Raw genomic sequence first — 18,757 nt, 5'->3', positions numbered from 1 at the left:
GATGAAGGGGCAATGCTTGTTCTGACGGCTGAAAGTGCTATATGTAGGTAAATACCTACATGAGGCAGCCATGACCATTACGACACTTTCCAGCCGTGAACTCAATCACGATGTCAGCAATGCGAAAAAAGCTGCCAGAAATGGGCCAGTCATCATCACCGACCGCGGCAAGCCTTCCCATGTCCTTCTGACATATGAGGAATTTCAGCGTCTTTCCGGCAGGCGCCAAGGCCTGATCGAGGGACTTTCCATGCCGGGCCTGTCGGAAATCGATTTCATGCCACCGCGGGTCGAGATCAAAACCCGCGAAGTTGACCTGTCTTGAGCTATCTGCTGGATACGAATGTCATTTCCGAACTGCGCAAGGTCGGTGACGGGAAGGCTGATCCGGAAGTCGTGGCATGGATTCAGATGGCAAACGCTTCTGACTTCTATCTCTCTGCAATTACCATTCTTGAATTGGAACGGGGCGTGCTTGCGGTCCAACGACGCGATGCCCGGCAAGGTTCACGCCTGCGTACATGGCTTGATGATCACGTGCGTCCGCAGTTCGCCGGCCGGATACTGCCGATCGATGATGCTATCGCAACGCGTTGCGCGCATCTGCATATTCCCGACCGGCGCAACGAGGCAGATGCGTTGATTGCTGCCACCGCACTGGTGCACAATCTTACTGTGGTCACGCGAAACGTGAGAGATTTCGACGGCACCGGTGTCGTCATTGTCGATCCTTGGCAGGGTAAAGCAATGTAGGCGCCTTAAATGGATGCAAATTGCAGTGTCCAAATTGACAACGCCGGCGGTTCCACACGGATGCGCAGCCGGTTGTTCCCTCATCGTCAGTTCTTCGTGGGGCCGATGCTCTCCCGCAGAATAAGCTCGCTGTGGATGACGGTGCGAACCGCCGCCGTAGTCTCTCTCTGGTCAATGGCGCCGAGCAACAGATCCACCGCCGCGCGACCCATCTCTTCCACCGGCTGCTTGATCGTCGAGAGCGGTGGAGAGCAGAATTCGCAGACGGGGGAACCGTCGAAGGAGACGACGGATAGATCACCGGGGATGCTCAGGCCCGTGCGCTGGATACGGCTGACAAATGAAATGGCCATGTCGTCGCTGGTCGCGATGACGGCCGTTGGCTTTTCGGTCAGTTTCGCGAAATCGTCTGCCGCCTGGACGCCGATGTCGAAGCCGTGCTGATAATCGAGATGACCGCCCGAGCGGCGCACCGAACCCTCTGACAGTCCTGCCGCCTCGAGCGCCTCGAGCACGCCGCCATAACGCTCGACATCGTGGTAATTGCCTTCAGGCCCCGCAAGATAGAAGAACTGTCGATGACCCAATCGGATCAGTTCGGCCGTGACGTCGCGCACGGCTTCGCGGTCGTTGGTAATCACGCTCTGCAGGCCGGCATCACTCATGTCGAGCAGCATCGACACGATCGGCAGGCCGGAATTGGCCAGCGAGCGCCCGTCGACCTCCGGAAGCTTCGACGACAGGATGATGGCTCCGCGCACGCTGCCGCCGAAGGCGAGGTCGAGAATATGCCGTTCTGAAATTTCGTCGCGATCGAGGTTGGCGATCATCAGGTTGTAACCGCCCTGGATCAGCGATTTGTTGATGCTCTGCAGCACCTGCGGGATGATCTGGGAAGCGCCGTAATAGAGCGATCCCGGCAGGATGATCATGATGATGTTGGACTTGCCGACCCTGAGGCCGCGCGCCATGGCGTTCGGCGTGTAGCCCAGTTGCCTGGCTGCGGCATTGATCTTGGCGCGTGTCTTCTCGTTGACCCGTCCGGGATTGGCGAGTGCCCGGCTGACCGTCGATATTGCAACGCCGGCGAGCCGCGCGACATCGGCCATCAATGCACCCGATGGCTCCTCTCCGGCCACATCTTTGTTTTTATTCACGTTTATTTCTGTCTCCCAGATGCTTCGATTTGCAACTCTAAGGCAGGGGGCGATTTATTGCAAACGTTTGCCAAAAACTGCTTGCTTAAAAAACCGGCTTGGCTATTATCTAGCCATGGCAAACGATTGCCATTTCTTAATGCGTTGAAAATCCATGGCTTATTGGACGCGGAATGGCTGTTCCGCACGCGGGTAGGTCATGCCTCGAGAAATGGACAGGTTATGGCAACTGGCGACAGGCTGCGCTTCGGCGTCGATCTCGTGACATTCTTTCATCCCGGCTTCTGGGGCGTCGACAGCCACGATGCGATCGTCGACTATGCCCGCGCCGAGCCACGCGCCTTCTGGGAAAAGATTCTCGACGGCGTCCAGGCTTCCGGCGTTACCGGCGTCGAGCTGACCTTCTCTCCTTTCAACTGGCAGGACGCGATCAAGACCTATGGTTCCGTCGACGCCTTCGCGGCCGAGTTGGCAAGACGTGGCCTGACGCTGTGCAGCGGCTTCTTCGCTGAACTGGAGGCGGCCGGCGACTTTGCTGAGCCCGAGGCCCAGTGCGCGCTGATCGACAAGGCGGAACGATATGCCGACTTCCTGAAAGCCTGCGGCAGCGACATCATGGTGATCGGCGCTCCCTTGCGCCAGACGCTCGGCGCCCAGCCGGTGCAGTTCTACGATTTCGACCGCGCCAAGGTGATCGCCGATTTCCTGAACCGGCTCGGCGCGACCCTCTATGCCAGGGGCGTGCGGCTTGCTCTGCACACCGAGGCGCACTCGATCTTTGCCGCCGCGCGCGACGTCGATCTGATGATGCTGCTCACCGATCCGGCCTATGTGCACATGTGCCCGGACACAGCCCATATCATCGTTGCCGGCTCCGATCCCGTCCAGCTCGTCGATCGTCATCACGAGCGTATGATCATCGCCCATTGGAAGGATGCGATCGGTCCTATGCCCGCCGACACACCGATCGACAAACATATCCATGAACGCCACCAGCCCTATTTCTGCAGCTTCGGCATCGGACGGGTCGATTGGCCGGCCTGGATACGGCTGCTGCGCGACCGGGCCTTTGAAGGCTGGGCGATCCTCGAACTCGATGCCGCGCCCGATCCCGTCCGCGACATCGCCAACGGGCTCACGCTCGTCCGGCAGGCGCTCCTGCCGATCTATCGCTGACAATCATCCCTAAGACAACAAACGCCCCGCAAAGAGGGCATTTTCAAGAGGTGGAACAATGAAGAACATGATGAAGCTTTTTCTAGCCGGCGCAGCAATCGTCGGCCTATCCGGCTCGGCCCATGCCGAGGACAAGCCGACGATCGAGATCATGTCGTCCTGGACGTCGGGCGGCGAAGCAGCAGCGCTTAACGTTATCAAGACCGAGTTCGAAAAGCGCGGTGGCGTCTGGAAGGATTTCTCGATCGCCGGCTTCGGCGCGGCCGATGCCGCCTTCCAAAACCGGATCGTTGCCGGTGACGCGCCGGGCGCCAAGCAGGGCGTCATCGGTCTCGCTGCCGCAGATTTCATCAACCAGGGACTGTTCAATCCGATCGACGACGTGGCGGCCGCAGGCAAATGGGCCGATGCTCTGCCGAAATCGATCCACGATCTCATCACCTATGACGGCAAGGTCTATCTTTCGCCGACCGGCGCCCATGGCGAAAGCTGGATCTTTTATTCGAAGGAAGCCTTCGAGAAGGCCGGCATTTCGCAAGAGCCCAAGACCTGGGACGAGCTCTTTGCCGATTTCGACAAGCTGAAGGCCGCCGGCATGGTTCCGGTCGCCTGGGGTGGCCAGCCCTGGCAGCAAACCAAGGTCTTCAATATGATCCTGCTCTCGCAGGTGGGGATCGACGGCTTCCTGAAGATCTATGTCGATAAGGACAAGAGCCCGGTATCCGTCGAAGGCGTGAAGAAGACCCTTGAGATCCTCGGCAAGCTGCGCGGTTATGTCGATGCGGGCGCAGCCGGCCGCAACTGGAACGACGCCACCGCCATGCTGATCACCGCCAAAGCCGGCGTGCAGTTCATGGGCGACTGGGCCAAGGGCGAATTCACCGTTGCCGGCAAGGAGCCGGGCAAAGACTATGGCTGCATGATCGTGCCGGAGTCGAAGGGCATGGTCTACATCGCCGACGCCCTCTGGTTCCCGAAAACCGGCAAGGCCGAGACCGACAAAGCACAAAAACTTCTCGCCGAAGTCGTCATGGACCCGGCTATCCAGGTCGAATTCGCGCTCAAGAAGGGTTCGGTTCCGATGCGCTCCGACGTCGACAAGTCGAAACTGGACGTCTGCGCCCAGAAGGGTGTCGAGCTGATGGCCGCGGGTGCGATCGTGCCGGATCAGGCGATCGTGCTGACGCCCCAGCAGGTCGGCGCACTCGACGACTTCGTCGACGAGTACTGGAGCGGCGGCTCGAATGATGCGGCCGCCGCGGCCGAGAATTTCTTCGCCATCTTCGAGTAGCATAGCGCCTGTGGCGTCGGCCTGATGTCGACGCCACAGCTGCTGCCGGCTGCCGCCTCGCGCGGTGGTGCGAGCCCTGCTTTCCACCCGTCAACGAGCTGGCCGATGTCCATCAAACGCAAGCCCAATCTTTCCGCGACCATCGCCCTTTTGCCGACCTGGTTCGTCGCGGTCGTGGTCTTCATCGGCACCATGGCCTGGTCGATCCGCCTGTCCTTCACCAATTCCACACTTTTTCCGTCTTCCACCTATGTCGGCTTGGCGCAGTATTCGAAGCTCTTCTCTTCCGCCAAGTGGCTGGCATCGCTGCAAAACGTGTTGATCTTCGGTGTCCTTTACGTCGCAGGCTGTTTGCTGCTGGGCTTCCTGCTGGCCGCGGCGCTCGATCGCAAGATCCGCTTCGAAAGCGCCTTCAGGACCATATTCCTCTATCCCTACGCCATGTCCTTCGTGGTGACCGGGCTGATCTGGCAATGGATGCTCAATCCGACGCTCGGCGTCCAGGCAAGCGTGCGTTCGCTCGGCTGGGAAAGCTTCGTCCTCGACTGGGTGGTCAATCGCGACATGGCGATCTATGCGCTGGTGCTTGCCGGCGTGTGGCAGGGCGCGGGGCTCGTCATGGTCATTGCGCTCGCCGGTATGCGTGGCATCGAAGCCGAGCAATGGAAGGCGGCGCGGATCGACGGCATTCCCGTCTGGCGGATCTATGTCTCGATCATCCTACCGCAGCTCGGGCCGGCGCTGGCCGCGGCCGGCATGCTGCTCGCCATGGGCGTGATCAAGACCTACGACATCGTCGTCGCCATGACCAATGGCGGCCCCGGCAATGCGACGGAGGTGCCGGCGAAATTCATCATGGACAATCTGTTCGGGCGCCAGAACCTCGGCCTCGCCACAGCAGGTGCGACGGTGCTTGTCCTCGGCGTGATCATCGCAGTCGCCCCGTTCCGCTACGCGATGCACATGCGTGACAAAGCAAAGGGGGCTGCGTGATGGCCCGTCCTCATCCGAACGGCCCGAAGCCGGCACAGATCACCGCCGGGCGCATCGGCCTCTATGCCTTCCTTGTCGTCGCCGCGCTTTTCTTTCTTTTGCCGCTCTACACCATGGTCGTCACCTCGCTGAAGTCCATGGACGAAATCCGGCTCGGGCAGATCTTTGCCCTGCCGGCCACGCTCGATTTCTCCGCCTGGGCTACCGCCTGGTCGGGCGCCTGCATGGGAACCGTCTGCGTCGGTATTCGCAGCGGCTTCTGGAATTCGGTGGCGATCACCCTCCCCTCGGTCGCGCTCTCGGTCTTCATCGGCGCCGTCAACGGCTATGCGCTGTCGCTCTGGCGGCCGCGCGGGGCAAACCTGCTCTTTGGCCTGCTGATGGCCGGCGGCCTGATCCCCTACCAGATCTTCCTCTATCCGATGGTCCGGGCGATGGCGAATATCGATCTCTACAATTCGCTGGCCGGTATCATTCTCGTGCATGTGATCTTCGGCCTGCCGCTGGTGACGCTGCTCTTCCGTAACTATTTCGTCAGCGTGCCGGAGGAGCTCTGCAAGGCGGCGCGCGTCGACGGCGCGGGCTTCTGGCGCATCTTTTTCGAGATCATGCTGCCGATTGCCGTGCCGATGGTCGTCGTGGTCTCAATGCTGCAGTTCACCGGCATCTGGAACGACTTCCTGCTCGGTCTCGTCTTTGCCGGGCGCGATAACCTGCCAATGACCGTGCAGCTCAACAATATCGTCAACACCACGATGGGCGAGCGAACCTACAACGTGAACATGGCCGCGACGATCCTCACCGCCATCGTTCCGCTCGCCATCTATTTCCTGTCCGGCCGCTGGTTCGTGCGCGGCATCGCGGCCGGCGCAGTCAAGGGGTAACGCTTCCATGCAATCTGCCGTCTCCGTCAAGGACCTGAAGATCGCCTATGGCGATCACACGGTGATCGAGAAGATGTCGATCGACATCGCGCCGCGGGAGTTCCTGGTGCTGCTCGGCCCTTCCGGCTGCGGCAAGTCCACGCTTCTGAACGCCATTGCCGGTCTCCAGGACATCACATCAGGCGAGGTCTGGATCTCGGGCAAGAACGTCAGCTGGGAGGAGCCGAAGGATCGCGGCATCGGCATGGTCTTCCAGTCCTACGCGCTCTACCCCCGCATGTCGGTCCGCAAGAACCTTTCCTTCGGACTTCGCGTAGCCGGCCTGCCGAAGGCCGAAATCGAGTCCCGTGTCGCTCGCACCGCCGACCTCCTCCAGCTCGACAAGCTGCTCGATCGGCGTCCTGCCGAGCTGTCGGGCGGTCAGCGCCAGCGTGTCGCCATCGGCCGGGCGCTGGTGCGTGAAGTGGATGTCTTTCTGTTCGACGAACCACTGTCGAACCTCGATGCCAAGCTGCGCAACGAATTGCGCGTCGAGATCAAGAAACTGCACCAGCGCCTCGGCAACACCATGATCTACGTCACCCACGACCAGGTCGAGGCCCTGACGCTGGCCGACCGCATCGCCATCATGCGCGACGGCGTGATCCAGCAACTCGCCTCGCCGGCCGAGATCTACCGCCGTCCGATAAATCTCTTCGTCGCCGGCTTCATCGGCGCTCCTGCGATGAATTTCGTCGAGGGCCGGATCGAGCGCGACAACGGCGCGCTGGTTTTCCAGAGCAAGGAGCTCGCTGTCGACCTCTCCGGTTATTCCTTTCGAGCGGACGCAGCGGAAGGACCGGCAACGCTCGGCTTTCGCCCGGAACACCTTGTGCTCGATGGCGCCACGAGCGGTCTGCCCACCATTCCGGGTCGCGTTTCCGTCGTCGAGCCGATGGGTTCGGACGCCGTCGTCTGGTTCGACTGGGCAGACCAGAGCCTCTCGCTCCGGCTCATGGGCGATGTCACCCTGCAGCCCGGCGATGCTCTAGCTCCCGGGCTCGATATCGCCAAGGCGTCCCTCTTCGGCGCTGACGGATCGCGGCTGTGACGCACCATCCCATTGTTTTCCCGCAATTCCGGGCGCGTTTCGCGCCGGTTTGCGGATTGCCCCAGGACAGGATTTGAAAAGACATGTCTGAGATCGTCTATGATGCGCTGGTGATCGGCTCCGGCGCGGCGGGTTCCTTTGCGGTAAAGGAACTGACGGCACAGGGATTATCGGTGCTGCTGCTCGAGGCAGGCCCCGCCGTCGGGGCGAAGGATTTCGATCCCGCCCGTAAGAAGGCGCCGGTAAGCAGCATCAATATCTGGGAGCGCGCGCGGGCCACCCTCAAGGGTCAGCCGATCCAGGCGCGCGCAGCCTTTTTCACCGAGCGCTTCAGCCACTTCTTCGTCAACGACCGCAAGAACCCCTATACGACGCCGAAGGGCGAGCCCTTCCTCTGGATTCGCGGCCGCCAGAGCGGCGGGCGCCTCCACAGTTTCGGCCGGGTGCTGCTGCGCTGGACCGACGACGATTTCAAGATCCGCTCACGCGCCGGAAAGGGCGTGGACTGGCCGGTTTCCTATGACGAGCTGGTGCCTTTCTACGACGAAGTGGAGACCTATCTCGGGCTCTACGGCAACAAGGACAACGTGGCCACCCTGCCGGACGGCATCTATGCGAAGCCGGCAAACCTGACGCCCGCCGAGCAGATATTCAAGCAGGCGGTTGAAAACCGCTGGCCGGAAAGGCGCGTCGTCTCCTGGCGCTACATCGCGCCGGACGCCGAGCGCATGCCGCGGCCGCTGCGAGAAGCAAAGGCGACCGGCGAGCTGACCATCCGCTACGACGCCGTCGTTCGCCGCATCACCACGGATGAGAAGACCGGCCGCGCCACCGGCGCGGAATATATCGATCGCAACACGGGCGCGGTATCGACGGCCCGCGCTGCGACGGTGGTACTTTCCGCCTCGCCGATAGAGAGCGTGCGGCTGCTCTTGAATTCGGCTTCGGCGAAACATCCGGGTGGGCTCGGCAACAGCTCAGGCGCTCTCGGTCGCTATTTCATGGATCAGCTGCCGTGCCTCGCCTTCGGCTCCTTTTCGAAGGCGAAGGGCTGGGCGCCCGACGACTCCGCGCCGACCGACCCCTTCTACAATCCGTCGGGCGGGATCTTCATTCCCCGTTTCGGCGAGGGCGACGCCGCCCGCGGCGATTTCGATTACCAGGGAAGCGTCGGGCGCGCGCCGGTCTCAGGGGACACAGATGCGCGTCTCGCCTTCTTCGGTTTCGGCCGTATGCTGCCCTATGCCGACAACCGCATCACGCTCGACGTCAGCCGTAGGGATGCCTGGAACATTCCCGTGCCGCATATCCGCTGCGTCATGCAAGAGGAGGAGCAGGCACTGCTCAAAAGGCAGGAGGAGATGCTGATCGCCATGATCAGGGAGATTGGCGGCGACCTCGAATTCATCGGCTCGCCAACCGGCCTCAAGGAAATGGGCAAGGGCGCCTTTCCCGAAGCCGATGCCTTCAGCCGCTTCATGTTCCGCAAATGGTTCCGCAAGACCATGTGCATGGGCGCGGCAATCCATGAGACGGGCGGCGCGCGCATGGGCGAAACCCCTGAGGCTTCGGTGCTCAACCCCTACAACCAGGTCTGGGATGCCCCGAACCTCATCGTCACCGACGCCAGCGCCTTCCCCGGCAGCGGCATCGCCGGCACCACGCTCACCGTCATGGCCCTGACGATCCGCGCCTGCCGGAATCTTGTCGACCAGTACCGGACGGGACGGCTGTAGCCGCGCATGGAACGAGGGACCCGGGTTAACCGTTTCAGCCTTCGATCAGTGTCGTCATATAAACTTCGCACTGACATGCTCCTGTCAACAAAAGCAGGAAGGGAAATCTATGTCTCAAACACCTCAGGACCAGCTCAGCCGCATAAAAGCCGAAATCGCCGACAGCTTCGATGAAGAGCTGGAAATGCAGATGGAGGAAGACCGGCTGGACGATCTGGTCGCCGAAGGGATGTCGGAACCGGCGGAGCAGACGCTCGAGCGAAAGATCTACTTCCGGGAACTTTTCCGGCTGCAGCACGAACTGGTGCGGCTGCAGGATTGGGTTCAGCATAAAAAGCTGAAGGTGGTGGTGCTTTTCGAAGGCCGGGATTCGGCCGGCAAGGGAGGCGCGATCAAGCGCGTGACCCAGCGGCTCAATCCGCGCGTTTGTCGGACGGTCGCACTGCCCGCGCCCACCGAGCGGGAACGTCATCAATGGTATTTCCAACGTTATGTCCCGCACCTTCCGACCGCCGGCGAAATGGTGCTCTTTGACCGAAGCTGGTACAATCGCGCCGGTGTCGAGCGTGTCATGGGGTTCTGCACAGAGGAAGAACTCGAGGAGTTCTTCCGCTCGGTGCCTGAATTCGAACGGATGCTGGTCCGCTCCGGAATCGTGCTGATCAAATACTGGTTTTCGATCACCGACGAGGAGCAGGAATTCCGATTCAAGATGCGTATTCACGATCCGCTGAAGCAATGGAAGCTCTCACCGATGGATATGGAAAGCCGGGTCCATTGGGAGGAATACACCAAAGCCAAGGAAGAGATGCTGGCGCGGACGCACACAGAGGACGCACCTTGGTGGGTGGTGCAGGCCGTGGACAAGAAACGGGCGCGGTTGAACTGCATCGCCCATCTTCTCGAACAGATCCCTTACGAGGATGTTCCGAAACCGGAGATCCAGTTGCCGGACCGCATCCGTCACGCCGATTACAACAGGGCGCCGGTTCCGCCTGAAATGCTCGTGCCGGAGCGATATTGACAGCGTAGCCGCAACGGGGGACGGCCGTAAATCGGAATCGATTTAGGGGTTGCTACGCTACGCCACGGAAGAGCGTGGCGTAGCGTTGGACCGTCGGCGACCTTCAGGCGGCGACATCAGCCATGCGGTTTAATTCCGAGACGGCGTCATCCGGCAGCACGAGTTCGGCGGCGGCGAGGTTCTCCCTGAGATGGCCGACGGACGACGTGCCGGGGATCAGCAGGATGTTTTCCGCGCGACGCAGCAGCCAGGCGAGCGCTACCTGCATAGGCGTGGCATTAAGGCGTGCGGCGACATCGGACAGGGTGGAAGACTGCAGTGGGCTGAACCCGCCGAGCGGGAAGAACGGCACATAGGCAATGCCGTCGCGCGCGAGATCGTCGATCAGGGCATCGTCGGCCCGATGCGCCAGATTGTACTGGTTCTGCACGCAGACGATCTCGGTGATCCCACGCCCTTCGGCGATTTGTTTGGATGTGACGTTGCTCAACCCGACGTGACGGACCAGGCCTTGCCGCTGGAGATCGGCGAGCACCGTCAGGGGCGCTTCGATCGACCCTTCGGCCGGACCGTGCACGTCGAACATGATCCTGAGATTGACGACATCAAGCACGTCGAGGCCGAGATTGCGGAGGTTGTCGTGCACTGCCTCCGTCAGCTCTTCGCGCGAGAAGGCCGGAATCCAGGATCCATCCGCGCCGCGCCGGGCGCCGATCTTGGTGACGATGACGAGATCGTCGCGATAGGGATGCAGTGCTTCGCGGATGATCTGGTTGGTGACGTGCGGGCCGTAGAAGTCGCTGGTGTCGATGTGGTTTACGCCGCTTGCGACCGCCTCTCGCAACACGGCCAAGGCCGCGCCATGATCCTTGGGCGGACCAAATACGCCAGGCCCGGCAAGCTGCATGGCGCCATAGCCAAGCCGCTTCACGCGGCCGCCGCCGAGGTTGAACGTGCCGGACTGATCGATAGTGGACATGATCTAACTCCTTTCAAGAGATGACGCCAAGATAGGCCCAAGATAAGCATTGTCGGCGCGCGTGAAAATTGGCTACAATCCGCACGGGCTGTGCGGAGTGGCGAACAATGAAAGCAGATCTGGGTGATCTCAATGCCTTTGTTGCCGTGGCACGTGCCGGCGGTTTTCGCGAAGGCGCGCGCGTCAGCGGCAGCAGCGCCTCCTTCCTCAGCGAAGCGGTGCGTCGCCTGGAGGGCCAGCTCGGCGTCAGGCTGCTCAACCGGACGACACGCAGCGTCGTCCCGACCGAAGCGGGCAAGGGCTTGCTGGAGCGGCTCGGCCCTGCTTTGAGCGAGGTGGAGTCTGCCCTCGACGTCGTCAACGGATTTCGCGACAGGCCGGTCGGTGCCTTGCGCCTCAATGTGCCGGTCAGCGCGGCGCGGCTGGTGCTGCCCGCCATCGTTCCGCCGTTCCTTGCCGCCTATCCCGATATTCGGCTGGAAGTGGTCACCGACGAGAGCTTTGTCGACGTGATCGCGGCCGGCTGCGACGCCGGCATCCGCTATGACGAGCGGTTGGAGCAGGATATGATCGCGATACCGATCGGGCCACGCGTCCAGCGCTTTGCCATCGCAGCCTCCCCGGACTACCTCGATCGCCGTGGCCGGCCGCAACATCCGAGCGAGCTGCTCGGCCATGCCTGTCTATTGGGTCGCTTTGCCAGCGGCGCGATGACGGCGCCGTGGGAGTTCGAGCGCGATGGCGAGATAGTGCGAGTGGACCCGACGGGGCCGCTGATCGTGCGGGTCGGCGGGGCGACCGATTTGGCCGTCGATGCAGCGATATCAGGAACAGGGATAGTCTGCCTCTTCGAGGACTGGCTGCGCCCGCATATCGACAGTGGCGCGCTCGAGCCCATCCTCGAACCGTGGTGGCAGCGTTTCTCCGGGCCATTCCTCTACTATCCCGGGCGTCGGCTGGTACCGGCGCCGCTCCGCGCATTCATCGACTTTGTCAAGGCGTCGGCTCCGGCATAATTCTTTAACCGGAATCGATCTAGGGATAAAATGATGTCGCAATTCAAGGTGTTACAGCATCCTTTGCGCGTCTAAAAGATGCGGCGCTGTAAGCGGCCTTAATGGCCGACGATGCGCTAAAGCATGTCTCGCAAAAGTGTGCAGCGGTTTTGCGGCAAAGACATGCGGAAAACAAAGACCTAAAGCGCGGCACGCGAATCTGAAAGATCGCGACGCGCTTTAGAGCTTGACCTCGGCATTGTCGCCCATATCAGGTTTGCTGTTCGAGACTGCTGCGGCCGCCATCTTGATATAGCTGATGATCGTGCCCGGGCTGTCCCAATATTCCGCCGAAGCCGGCGTCATCTTGAGGATGCGGATGGAAGGATCGTCGGGATTGTCCCACCAGGCCTTTGCCGGCGTCGCCCATAATTCCCTGATTCTCTCCCGGTCGTTTTGCACCTCGGCCGTCCCCGATACGGAAACATATTTCTGTCCCTTGGTGTCGGCAAAGGCGAGGCACACGTTTGGCCAGCGAGTGATTTCATCGTCCTTGTGACTGCCGACATCCGTCAGAAAATAGATCGCATTCTCGAGCTGCGCGGTATAGGCGGACATCGGGCGGGCTCGCAGATCGTCGCCGCTGCGGGTCGTCAGCATGCAAAACCCGATCTTGTCGATCAATTCCCATACCCGTATCGCATCGTCTTGATTGGCCATCGTCATCTCCGTCTGTGCAAGAGACGAAGTATAACCATCAGCCGCGGCCGATGTTCCCAGTCGGCGGGCCTCATGAGCCGATTCCCAAGGCGATCGAGGCACGCAGTCGATCAATGGACGCTTGGGGTTTTCATGACAATTGCGAAATCTTCGGCGACCAGTTCGCTGACGGCGATGAGAACTTCCTCCCGGGAAAAGCCCGATGTCAGAGCGCGTTGAATCAGATCCTGCAGATCCGGCTCCACGACATCGCGGCAATCCTCGAGGCGTTCTTCCGAAACGGTGAGGCTATTGAGTTCGTCCATTGTCTGTCCTTTCAGGGAATGTAACCACCAAAGCCCGGGAAGGCTGGCGAGGATAAAGCCGTTAACGGGCGGCCACCGCCCGCTTCGGACCGGGCAGCAGGCCTTCACGCTGCATCTGCTTGCGTGCAGCCTTGCGATGTCGGCTGATCGCCTGTGCCTTTTCCCTGACGCGCCGTTCGGACGGCTTCTCATAGGCGCGCCGTTCCTTCATTTCGCGGAACAGCCCTTCGCGCTGCATTTTCTTTTTCAAGACTCTGAGCGCTTGATCGACATTATTGTCTCTGACGAGTACCTGCATTTCGAGTTCTCCTTGTTTGGGATGGTGCGCCAGTCGCCGCTCAGCCGAGCTGCTCGGCGATCAGAGCCTGCAATTCGCGGCGGGTGAGAAGGCAGGGAAACGGCTTCCAGCTCCTGGGAGCATTGCGGACAGCCTCGTCATCCTCACGCGGATTCGCCGCCGCAACCGCGGTGGCTGTATGTGTGTTGTTCAAAAAGAAATCCTTTGCCGGCCTTGGCCGGCGTTATCGATTGTTTGTGGGATTGCCCATCACGCAGCCTTAAGGCGCGCGCCGATGCATAAGCGTCTCAATCAGCAGCCGGCAACGGCTTGGATTTCCGCTTGGATCGGGTACATCGGCAACATAGGGCTCAGCGAGCAGAATTGCAACGGATAGCCCGGATGGTTGGCTCGAGGCATCGCCGATCGCCTTCAGATATACTCGGTGCCATTTTATTCAAGTTAGCCGGGTATAGTTTTTGCCGAATTTTCTTCAATTTTGCGCGAGAGTGACATTATTCCGCCGGAATGGAAGCAACGCGAAGACCGCCATCGAAATTAACCTTCTGTTAAATAGACCATTGACTTGTAGTATTAATAGGTTGTTAAAGGAGCCGCTCGCTGAGGTCGAAATTGACCCGCCAATAAACATTTTAGGAGAGAGCCATGGCTTCGCTGATACATGCAACTGATGATAGTGCAACATTTCAAGAAACTGATGTTATTTCCGGAAACCTGCTTTCCAACGATTCTTCCGACAACGGCCACCTGTTCCTGCGCGCATTCGATGGCGCAAGTGTTGGCGCCAAGAGCGGCAACAGCCAGGTTACTGAAATCCAGGGCGATTACGGCACCTTCTTCGTCAAGCCGGACGGCAGCTACACCTATGTCCTGAGCGACGCTGCCAAGATCGGTTTCGCCAACGGCGAATCGTTCCAAGAGAAGGTTTCCTACAAGATCTCCGACGGCAGCGGTCACACCGACGTCGGCCTGTTCACTTTGAACATCCAGGGCGTAACCAAGCCGATCGCAGTCGACGATACCTTCAGCTTCACCGAAGGCAACGCCATCGGCGGCAACGTTCTGGATAACGACATTGCCGGCGACAACGGCAAGATGTTCCTGCGTCAGTTCCTGACCGAGCAGGTAGACGGCAAGGATGGCGCCGTTACCGACGTTGCCGGCACCTACGGCATGTTCCACGTCAAGGCGGACGGCACATTCACCTATGAACTGACCTCCGATCTGGATGCAGGTCAGACGTACACGGAAGTTCTCCGTTACTACAAGATCTCCGATGGCGAAGGCCACACGGACACTGCCAAGGTGACGCTCAACATCACCGGCACGGATGCTCATCCCGACGGCGTCGGTGTTTGATCCGCAGCGATAGATCAGTGAGACACGACGCCCGCCGCGCAATCGGCGGGCGTCCGCATTTCGCCACTTGATACAAGGCCCGGCGGGAGCCGGTATATAATCCTTTTTAGCTAGTTCTTATAGACGCAGGGGAGGCGTAGTCTCGAAGTTCGGAGGACAGGCCCTTGACCGAACACATCGAACCCAAGCAAATCGAGACAGACGATCTGACGAAAGTCTGGTCCGTAACAGAGTTCTGCGCTCGCCATCGGATAGATGACGAGGAGCAGGCGCTGTTGCTGAAACTCTTCGGCCCGTTCGCGACCGCCTCCGAATTGCTTCACAATGCCAAGCGCGCGCCAAGATTCAGATGAAGCCCTCTCCATTTCTTCAACGATCTTCTCACAAATCCCGGTAAGTCATTCGGTGAACGAGACGGCGCAAGATATCGCCTGATCGGGTGAGGCTCGCTATCTTGCCTCTCAGACATTTAGGCAGTAATCGAAATGGTGCGATCGTTGCATTTGGCGGAACCATCATCGTGAAAACGAGCGGCGCTGATATGGATCATGTCGATATCGTTGATGCTGTCTATCAGGCGGCGGTCCGTTCAGAACTATGGCCGGATACGCTGTGCGCGATCGTTGATTACGTTGGTGCCGTCGCCGGAAATATTGTCTATCAGGCACCTGATGGCCGCGGCAGCTTTCTGATCCCCGGCCGCATGCGTGAAGATTTGAATGCGCTCTATCTTCAGCATTACACGGGCAACCCCTATGCCCGCGCATTCGAGAAGGTAAAGCCGGGCGAGATTGCAGTCGGCAATAGGTTGATCGATGCAGAGGCCGTAAGGCATTCCGCGTTTTACGCCGATATCTGCGAGCCTCAAAACATCTTCAATCAGCTCTTCCTGCCGCATGCGAGCCTGCACGAGCGGGGAGGTATCGGCGGTGTCGCTCTGTTCCTGTCTCGTCAGCAAGACGAGCACGCCGCGGAAGCGGCAGCACGGTTAGAGCGGCTGAGCCCGCATATGGCGCGGGCGATCGATCTTTCTTTTCAGGTAAACCGGATCGCCCGCGCACCCGAATTGCCGCAACGGCTGATCGATGCAATCGCGGATGCGGCCGTGCTGATCGATAGTCGGGGTGCCGTCCTTCTCTTGAATGCGGCTGCCGAAGCACTGCTCAAGCAGGCCGACGGCATTTTTCTCAGCCGATCCGAGAGACCCTCGCTTGCCGCCCATATTTCGAAGACATCCACCCGCCTAGTGAACGCCATTCGTCAGGCTTTGCTGATAGCCGATGGCGAAGACACGCCTTTCGACGGGGCATTGTCGATCTCCCGGCCATCGGGTTTGCCGCCCTATCTGGTGATGATCACGCCGCTTGCACCGACAGCGGTTTCGATATGGGATGCGGTTGATAGTGGAGCGCGCGTCCTCATTCATATCGTCGATCCGGAAGCGAAGACGTGTCGGCAAGCGCAACAACTGCAACACATCTTTGGCCTGACCGAAGCCGAAGCCCGGGTCGCCGCACTGATCGGCAGCGGAATGAATCTGCCCGAGATTGCCCGGGTTCTTGGAATTTCGTCCAACACGGTAAAAACCCACACCGGCCGATGCTTTGGCAAAACGGGGGTACGATCCCAGGCGGCGCTCGCCAGGCTGATTGCCTCGATCCCGATCGCCGGAAACAGGCAGGCGACGCCGTCCCGCACGAATGGAAAGAGCCGTCCGCGGGAATCCTAAGTTACAATCCACAACAATGTAAACTGTTGTGACAGGCGGCGTCATTCGTGCGCCTGACGATTAGCATCTCCCTCGCCGACCTTCGCCGCAGCATCGGCCTGTGCTGCGGCTCGGCCTTTGCGTCGAGGTCTATTCGCTGACGGTACTGCGTATCGCCGCCTGTCTCTGAATAGTCCTCTTGGCCCGCCTCAGTCGGCCAAGGCGGCAATGACGTTTCTGACCAGCGCAGCTGACGACAGCCTGCTTGTGGCGCAGCTCGGGGCGCCGATTGCACCGACACGCACGGAAACGCCGCCGCGCGCATTGGCGATAGCAAACATCGACTCGTCGGTCAGGTCATCGCCGATGGTAATCGGGGAGCGGTTCTTGAACGGGTCGGACTGGAAGAATCGCTCCAGCGCATCGCCCTTGCTCGACCGTGCCGGACGCAGCTCGAATACCATCTTGCCGAGCTGCAATGCCCAGTTCGGCCCGGCGAGCTCGGCATAATGGTGCATGCGGTCTTCGAGCACCTTTTCATATTCGGGCGCGAGCCGGTAGTGGGCGGCAACAGCCGCGCCCTTGTCCTCGATCAAGACGCCGGGGTAGTGCTCGGCTTCTGCGGTCAGCGCATGCTTCAGCGCCTGAAATTCAGGTGTCGCCTCGATCGTCTGCATTCCAGCGGCATTCCTGATTTCTGCACCGTGCAGCCCTGCTGTCGGAAATGCAAAGGGCTTGAACAGCGCGTCTGCATAAGCAAGCGACCGTCCGGTGACTAGCGCCAAGGCGCCGCCGAGCTTGTTCGACAGGCGATGCAGTTGTCCGGGAAGCGCCTCCGGGACCTCGATCGCATCCGGTGTGGGCGCAAGATTGAGCAGCGTCCCGTCGATATCGAGAAACATTGCCCAGCGGTCCGGCTCCTCCAAGACCATTGAAAGCATTTCCTGGGTAGCGGCATCGTCCTGCACGGCATTCTCCAAACTCTGCAATATTGAAGCTAGGTCGCCGGCCGACAAGGGCAAGGTGACTCTTCAGACTCCGGAACATCCAGAGCTAGTCCGCGTTGTATCTCGCCGCCTGTTCGAGACCTCGCGCGGCAGAAGGTACATTGATGGCCAAAGGCAGTTCCGAATCCCGTGATGAGATCAATGCGCCATTGGCGCATGGCGCCATGGTCCTGCCGTTGGTGACCATCGACGATTACAACAATGAACTGCGTGACAAGAATGGTTTCGTTGGCGACAACGCCAATAAGAAGACCTTCCAGCAGAAACTCGACGATTGGCGAAAACGCATCCGCAAGTTTGGGGAGGATCCGATCGGCAAGACCGCGACAACAAAGCTTTCCAAGAAAAAGATCGAGGCCCTCTTGACGGGCGACGACATGGAGGCTGCCGCGTTGGTCATGGGAGCGGTGGAGGACTTTGCCCAGGACTTTGCCGAGGTGATCGGAAAGTTCCTCAAGGACGAGCGCTGGGCCAAGACCGAGCGCATTGTCGTCGGCGGAGGCTTCAGGCGAAGTCGCTTCGGAGAACTGGCGATCGCCAGGACCATGGTTCTTCTCAAGGCGGCCGGCCTCAATATCGAGGTTGTGCCGATCGCCCATCATCCCGACGAGGCGGGGCTGATCGGCTCAGTCCATCTCATGCCGGGGTGGATGTTCAAGGGTTATGAGGCGATCCTTGCCGTCGATATTGGCGGCACGAACGTGCGCGCCGGCGTCGTCGAGTTCGGAAAGGAAAAGACACCGCACTTTGCGGATGCCAGTGTCTGGGAATCGGCGATCTGGCGCCATGCCGATGACGAGCCAAGCCGCAGCGGAACGGTAGAGAGGCTGGCGGCGATGTTGCAGGACCTGATCGACAAGGCCGAAAAGGCCAATCTGAAACTTGCTCCCATTATCGGGATCGCCTGTCCGGGCATCATCAAGGCCGATGGCTCGATCGAACGCGGTGGACAAAACCTGCCGGGCGGAAATTGGGAAAGTGACAGCTTCAACCTTCCCGCCGCACTGATCAAGGCCATTCCCGAGATCGGCGACCACAGCACATTCGTAATGATGCACAACGATGCCGTGGTGCAGGGATTGTCGCAGATCCCTTTTATGAACGACGTGTCGAGATGGGCGGTGCTGACCATCGGCACCGGGTTGGGCAATGCGCATTTTACGAATCGCGAGGGAACGAAGGCGCGATAGTGGAATGCCTGTCTCGCGCAACTCTGCACGCAATGAACGCGTAACTGGAGCAGATCTGGTGGCACGGGGGATTCCGATTTTTTGTGAATCAT

Annotated in this window: 21 protein-coding genes; 14 read left to right on the top strand and 7 right to left on the bottom strand. The window is 60.2% G+C overall.

All coding sequences use genetic code 11. From position 1 onward, the window contains the following. Positions 1 to 70 precede the first annotated feature (70 nt). Entirely contained in the window at positions 71 to 325 is a 255-nt protein-coding gene (locus V8P77_RS03520; protein WP_335910732.1) for a type II toxin-antitoxin system prevent-host-death family antitoxin, read from the top strand. Next, a complete protein-coding gene (locus V8P77_RS03515; protein ID WP_335910730.1) occupies positions 322 to 753 on the top strand; it encodes a type II toxin-antitoxin system VapC family toxin in 432 nt (143 codons plus the stop codon). The genes V8P77_RS03520 and V8P77_RS03515 overlap by 4 nt, the downstream gene beginning before the upstream one ends. A gap of 86 nt (positions 754 to 839) precedes the next feature. On the opposite strand, the gene V8P77_RS03510 is transcribed toward V8P77_RS03515, so the two are convergent. Then, positions 840 to 1,910 (bottom strand): LacI family DNA-binding transcriptional regulator, encoded by a 1,071-nt coding sequence (locus V8P77_RS03510; protein ID WP_025398251.1) that lies wholly within the window; start codon positions 1,908 to 1,910, stop codon positions 840 to 842. Positions 1,911 to 2,132: 222 nt separating this feature from the next. On the opposite strand from V8P77_RS03510, the gene V8P77_RS03505 reads away from it, so the two are divergent. The 7 genes from V8P77_RS03505 to ppk2 all read left to right on the top strand — a co-directional run bounded on the left by V8P77_RS03505 (position 2,133) and on the right by ppk2 (position 10,104). Continuing rightward, a complete protein-coding gene (locus tag V8P77_RS03505) occupies positions 2,133 to 3,086 on the top strand; it encodes a sugar phosphate isomerase/epimerase family protein (protein ID WP_335910728.1) in 954 nt (317 codons plus the stop codon). Between the two features lie 58 nt (positions 3,087 to 3,144). Then, on the top strand, positions 3,145 to 4,377 hold the full coding sequence (locus V8P77_RS03500; protein ID WP_335910727.1) for an ABC transporter substrate-binding protein: 1,233 nt from the start codon (positions 3,145 to 3,147) through the stop codon (positions 4,375 to 4,377). Positions 4,378 to 4,482: 105 nt separating this feature from the next. Then, positions 4,483 to 5,370 (top strand): carbohydrate ABC transporter permease, encoded by an 888-nt coding sequence (locus V8P77_RS03495; RefSeq protein ID WP_335911192.1) that lies wholly within the window; start codon positions 4,483 to 4,485, stop codon positions 5,368 to 5,370. After that, on the top strand, positions 5,370 to 6,254 hold the full coding sequence (locus tag V8P77_RS03490; RefSeq protein WP_025398247.1) for a carbohydrate ABC transporter permease: 885 nt from the start codon (positions 5,370 to 5,372) through the stop codon (positions 6,252 to 6,254). The genes V8P77_RS03495 and V8P77_RS03490 overlap by 1 nt, the downstream gene beginning before the upstream one ends. Positions 6,255 to 6,261: 7 nt before the next feature. Beyond that, positions 6,262 to 7,344, top strand: a complete 1,083-nt coding sequence (locus tag V8P77_RS03485; protein ID WP_335910726.1) for an ABC transporter ATP-binding protein — start codon at positions 6,262 to 6,264, stop codon at positions 7,342 to 7,344. A gap of 83 nt (positions 7,345 to 7,427) precedes the next feature. Continuing rightward, on the top strand, positions 7,428 to 9,080 hold the full coding sequence (locus tag V8P77_RS03480; RefSeq protein WP_335910725.1) for a GMC oxidoreductase: 1,653 nt from the start codon (positions 7,428 to 7,430) through the stop codon (positions 9,078 to 9,080). A 109-nt stretch (positions 9,081 to 9,189) separates the two neighbouring features. Further along, on the top strand, positions 9,190 to 10,104 hold the full coding sequence (gene ppk2, locus V8P77_RS03475) for a polyphosphate kinase 2 (RefSeq protein WP_335911191.1): 915 nt from the start codon (positions 9,190 to 9,192) through the stop codon (positions 10,102 to 10,104). A gap of 103 nt (positions 10,105 to 10,207) precedes the next feature. Here the strand turns inward: ppk2 and V8P77_RS03470 are convergent, their stop codons facing one another. Beyond that, positions 10,208 to 11,083, bottom strand: coding sequence for an aldo/keto reductase family oxidoreductase (locus V8P77_RS03470; RefSeq protein ID WP_335910724.1), 876 nt, complete (start codon positions 11,081 to 11,083; stop codon positions 10,208 to 10,210). 107 nt (positions 11,084 to 11,190) lie between these two features. Between V8P77_RS03470 and V8P77_RS03465 the strand changes: the two genes are divergently transcribed. Continuing rightward, positions 11,191 to 12,099, top strand: a complete 909-nt coding sequence (locus V8P77_RS03465) for a LysR family transcriptional regulator (RefSeq protein WP_335910723.1) — start codon at positions 11,191 to 11,193, stop codon at positions 12,097 to 12,099. A gap of 219 nt (positions 12,100 to 12,318) precedes the next feature. Here V8P77_RS03465 and V8P77_RS03460 read toward each other — a convergent pair whose 3' ends face one another. The 4 genes from V8P77_RS03460 to V8P77_RS03445 all read right to left on the bottom strand — a co-directional run bounded on the left by V8P77_RS03460 (position 12,319) and on the right by V8P77_RS03445 (position 13,594). After that, positions 12,319 to 12,798 carry a pyridoxamine 5'-phosphate oxidase family protein gene (locus tag V8P77_RS03460; RefSeq protein WP_077980891.1) on the bottom strand — a complete coding sequence of 160 codons (480 nt, stop codon included), beginning with the start codon at positions 12,796 to 12,798 and terminating at the stop codon, positions 12,319 to 12,321. A gap of 110 nt (positions 12,799 to 12,908) precedes the next feature. Beyond that, positions 12,909 to 13,103 (bottom strand): hypothetical protein, encoded by a 195-nt coding sequence (locus V8P77_RS03455; RefSeq protein ID WP_020047796.1) that lies wholly within the window; start codon positions 13,101 to 13,103, stop codon positions 12,909 to 12,911. Positions 13,104 to 13,164: 61 nt separating this feature from the next. After that, a complete protein-coding gene (gene rpsU / locus V8P77_RS03450; RefSeq protein ID WP_003538346.1) occupies positions 13,165 to 13,401 on the bottom strand; it encodes a 30S ribosomal protein S21 in 237 nt (78 codons plus the stop codon). Positions 13,402 to 13,441: 40 nt separating this feature from the next. Beyond that, positions 13,442 to 13,594, bottom strand: a complete 153-nt coding sequence (locus V8P77_RS03445; RefSeq protein WP_165503840.1) for a hypothetical protein — start codon at positions 13,592 to 13,594, stop codon at positions 13,442 to 13,444. Between the two features lie 452 nt (positions 13,595 to 14,046). Here V8P77_RS03445 and rapA2 point away from each other — a divergent pair, with 452 nt between their 5' ends. From rapA2 to V8P77_RS03430, 3 genes are all read left to right on the top strand, one after another. After that, positions 14,047 to 14,760 (top strand): calcium-binding lectin RapA2, encoded by a 714-nt coding sequence (rapA2, locus tag V8P77_RS03440; RefSeq protein WP_025398239.1) that lies wholly within the window; start codon positions 14,047 to 14,049, stop codon positions 14,758 to 14,760. A 164-nt stretch (positions 14,761 to 14,924) separates the two neighbouring features. Next, positions 14,925 to 15,113 (top strand): hypothetical protein, encoded by a 189-nt coding sequence (locus V8P77_RS03435; protein ID WP_025398238.1) that lies wholly within the window; start codon positions 14,925 to 14,927, stop codon positions 15,111 to 15,113. An 86-nt stretch (positions 15,114 to 15,199) separates the two neighbouring features. After that, positions 15,200 to 16,489 carry a helix-turn-helix transcriptional regulator gene (locus V8P77_RS03430; protein WP_373694571.1) on the top strand — a complete coding sequence of 430 codons (1,290 nt, stop codon included), beginning with the start codon at positions 15,200 to 15,202 and terminating at the stop codon, positions 16,487 to 16,489. Positions 16,490 to 16,677: 188 nt separating this feature from the next. Here V8P77_RS03430 and otsB read toward each other — a convergent pair whose 3' ends face one another. Then, entirely contained in the window at positions 16,678 to 17,457 is a 780-nt protein-coding gene (gene otsB / locus V8P77_RS03425) for a trehalose-phosphatase (protein ID WP_335910721.1), read from the bottom strand. A gap of 122 nt (positions 17,458 to 17,579) precedes the next feature. Here otsB and V8P77_RS03420 point away from each other — a divergent pair, with 122 nt between their 5' ends. Beyond that, complete coding sequence (locus tag V8P77_RS03420; RefSeq protein WP_335910720.1) at positions 17,580 to 18,665, top strand: ROK family protein; 1,086 nt, start codon at positions 17,580 to 17,582, stop codon at positions 18,663 to 18,665. Positions 18,666 to 18,757 lie beyond the last annotated feature (92 nt).

The organism is Rhizobium aouanii (assembly GCF_037002925.1).
In the GTDB taxonomy this organism is placed as follows: domain Bacteria; phylum Pseudomonadota; class Alphaproteobacteria; order Rhizobiales; family Rhizobiaceae; genus Rhizobium; species Rhizobium aouanii.
Note: the sequence above shows the minus strand (reverse complement) of the source record. Positions and strands in the feature narration are given on the sequence as shown.

What these genes read in the sequence shown, in the direction of transcription:
- ppk2 (WP_335911191.1), top strand. Translation starts at nt 9,190, where the DNA reads ATGTCTCAAACACCTCAGGACCAGCTCAGCCGCATAAAAGCCGAAATC.
- V8P77_RS03500 (WP_335910727.1), top strand. Translation starts at nt 3,145, where the DNA reads ATGAAGAACATGATGAAGCTTTTTCTAGCCGGCGCAGCAATCGTCGGC.
- V8P77_RS03420 (WP_335910720.1), top strand. Translation starts at nt 17,580, where the DNA reads ATGGCCAAAGGCAGTTCCGAATCCCGTGATGAGATCAATGCGCCATTG.
- V8P77_RS03470 (WP_335910724.1), bottom strand. Translation starts at nt 11,083, where the DNA reads ATGTCCACTATCGATCAGTCCGGCACGTTCAACCTCGGCGGCGGCCGC.
- V8P77_RS03465 (WP_335910723.1), top strand. Translation starts at nt 11,191, where the DNA reads ATGAAAGCAGATCTGGGTGATCTCAATGCCTTTGTTGCCGTGGCACGT.
- V8P77_RS03460 (WP_077980891.1), bottom strand. Translation starts at nt 12,798, where the DNA reads ATGGCCAATCAAGACGATGCGATACGGGTATGGGAATTGATCGACAAG.
- rapA2 (WP_025398239.1), top strand. Translation starts at nt 14,047, where the DNA reads ATGGCTTCGCTGATACATGCAACTGATGATAGTGCAACATTTCAAGAA.
- rpsU (WP_003538346.1), bottom strand. Translation starts at nt 13,401, where the DNA reads ATGCAGGTACTCGTCAGAGACAATAATGTCGATCAAGCGCTCAGAGTC.
- V8P77_RS03485 (WP_335910726.1), top strand. Translation starts at nt 6,262, where the DNA reads ATGCAATCTGCCGTCTCCGTCAAGGACCTGAAGATCGCCTATGGCGAT.
- V8P77_RS03520 (WP_335910732.1), top strand. Translation starts at nt 71, where the DNA reads ATGACCATTACGACACTTTCCAGCCGTGAACTCAATCACGATGTCAGC.
- V8P77_RS03455 (WP_020047796.1), bottom strand. Translation starts at nt 13,103, where the DNA reads ATGGACGAACTCAATAGCCTCACCGTTTCGGAAGAACGCCTCGAGGAT.
- V8P77_RS03490 (WP_025398247.1), top strand. Translation starts at nt 5,370, where the DNA reads ATGGCCCGTCCTCATCCGAACGGCCCGAAGCCGGCACAGATCACCGCC.
- V8P77_RS03495 (WP_335911192.1), top strand. Translation starts at nt 4,483, where the DNA reads ATGTCCATCAAACGCAAGCCCAATCTTTCCGCGACCATCGCCCTTTTG.
- V8P77_RS03480 (WP_335910725.1), top strand. Translation starts at nt 7,428, where the DNA reads ATGTCTGAGATCGTCTATGATGCGCTGGTGATCGGCTCCGGCGCGGCG.
- V8P77_RS03505 (WP_335910728.1), top strand. Translation starts at nt 2,133, where the DNA reads ATGGCAACTGGCGACAGGCTGCGCTTCGGCGTCGATCTCGTGACATTC.